This window comes from Wolbachia endosymbiont of Glossina morsitans morsitans (assembly GCF_000689175.1).
Lineage (GTDB): Bacteria > Pseudomonadota > Alphaproteobacteria > Rickettsiales > Anaplasmataceae > Wolbachia > Wolbachia pipientis.
In genome coordinates, this window is record NZ_AWUH01000041.1 from 1 (window position 1) to 2,204 (window position 2,204).

Consider the following 2,204-nt stretch of genomic DNA (forward strand, 5'->3'; position numbering starts at 1 on the left):
AAATTTTGCTTATAACTGAGCTGATGAGCTAAGGGTAGTTGTCTTACGCTAAAACAAACGTTTTTAATTAAGTTGCATAGAACCAGTGTCTGGGCACTGGCCCACTGGTGGGAATTGCTCCTAAACTACAACGTTCGTACAGCTATGTGCTTGACACTGGGATGACGTCATAGGGGCACTGGCCTACTTAACCGTCATACCGTCGCGGTATCTCAGCCGCTAACAAGTAGCGGAATGACGATTTATCAAACGCTGCTTAATTTCCCGTAACAGTTGAAAAAATCAATAAAAAATCAATATATCACTATAAATTCACGTATTTTGAGGCTATAATGGTTAATACGCTATATGGTATAATATGGACGATTTTATCAGAGTTAAGGGCGCAAGGGAACATAATCTGCAAGGTGTAGACGTCAATATACCGAAAAATAAGCTAGTCGTTATAACTGGGCTAAGTGGTTCTGGCAAGTCTAGCCTTGCATTTGATACGATTTATGCAGAAGGCCAACGCCGGTACGTTGAAAGCCTGTCAGCTTACGCGCGTCAATTTCTCAACATTCAGGATAAACCAGATGTTGAGTCGATTACAGGTCTCTCTCCTGCAATATCTATCAACCAGAAATCGATCTCAAAAAATCCAAGGTCAACAGTTGGAACTGTTACTGAAATTTACGATTACTTGCGCTTAGTATATGCACGAATAGGAGTTCCTTATTCACCTGCAACTGGATTACCAATAACAAAACAAACGGTGTCTCAAATTGTAGATACTATAATTGCGTTACCTTTGGAAACTAAGATATATATACTTGCCCCTGTTGTGCGTGGTAGAAAGGGAGAACATCTTAAAGAGATATTGGAAATTAAAAGACAAGGTTACGTAAGGTTCAAAATAGATGCTGAAGTGTACAATGTAGATGACTTGCCTAAACTCGATAAGAACAAGAAACACGACGTTTTTGTGGTTGCAGATAGAATATCAATATTGGGCAATATAGGAAATCGACTGCCAAGTGGTATAGAATCCGCACTAAAACTTGGTAATGGTCTAATGTATGTAGAAATAGTAAACCTACCTGACAACCATAATTCCGAGTATAAAAATGGTCAAATTCTGACTTTTTCAGAGAATTTTGCATGCCCCGAGTCTGGTTTCACTCTTGAGGAAATAGAACCAAGATTATTTTCTTTTAACAGCCCTTACGGTGCATGTGGTTCGTGTAATGGGCTTGGTAAAAAGCTGGCTATTGATGTGAAGCTGATAGTGCCAGATGAAACTCTTTCAATATCTGAAGGCGCTTTAAAGCCAGTGGGATCAATGTTCCGTCAAGTGCACACAGGTTATGGATTTTTAAAAAGTGCAATTCTATCACTGGCTGAAAATTGTAAATTTAGCCTTGATGTTCCGTGGAAGAACATAGATCAAGAAGTAAAAGATATGATACTCCTTGGCTTCGGTAAATTTCAAGGTTTGGTCAGTATCTTAGAAAACCAGATGGATTATGATGAAACGCTTTTTGAGCGATATTGCTCTGTTACTCACTGCAGAGAATGCACCGGCTATAGATTGAGAAAAGAAGCGCTTACAGTAAAAATTGATAGCAAACATATAGGTGAAATATCAGGGCTTAGTATCGATGAATCCCTTAAGTGGTTTGAAAATTTGCCAGACAAGCTCACAGAACAACAGAAGCAAATCTCAAATAAAATACTAAGTGAAATAATCAAGAGGCTAACATTTTTAAAGAATGTAGGGTTGAATTACCTAACGCTTGATCGAGAATCTAGCACTCTCTCTGGCGGCGAGAGTCAGAGGATCAGACTTGCTTCACAAATTGGCTCTGGTTTAACAGGAGTGCTGTACGTGCTTGATGAACCCTCGATAGGCCTTCATCAATGCGATAATGATCGGTTAATTGCTACACTGAAAAACTTGAGAGACATGGGTAACACTGTAATCGTTGTTGAGCATGATGAAGATACAGTAATGGCTGCTGATTATGCGATTGATATTGGTCCTGGAGCTGGCGTAAATGGTGGAAAAGTTGTTGCAGAAGGAACACCAGACCAGGTGCAAAGAAATTCGGGGAGCATAACAGGGCAATATTTGAGTGGAGAGAAAAAAATTTTAATTCCAAGGAGAAGAAAGCAAGCAACTCAGTTCATAAAAGTAATAAATGCATGTGAAAATAACTTAAAAA

At 39.1% G+C, this 2,204-nt stretch carries 1 protein-coding gene; it reads left to right on the plus strand.

The window, feature by feature from the left end; all coding sequences use genetic code 11:
- Window positions 1-358: 358 nt before the first annotated feature.
- Window positions 359-2,204: excinuclease ABC subunit UvrA (gene uvrA, locus WGMM_RS01100; protein WP_038248757.1), on the plus strand; the 1,846-nt coding region annotated here is incomplete at its 3' end.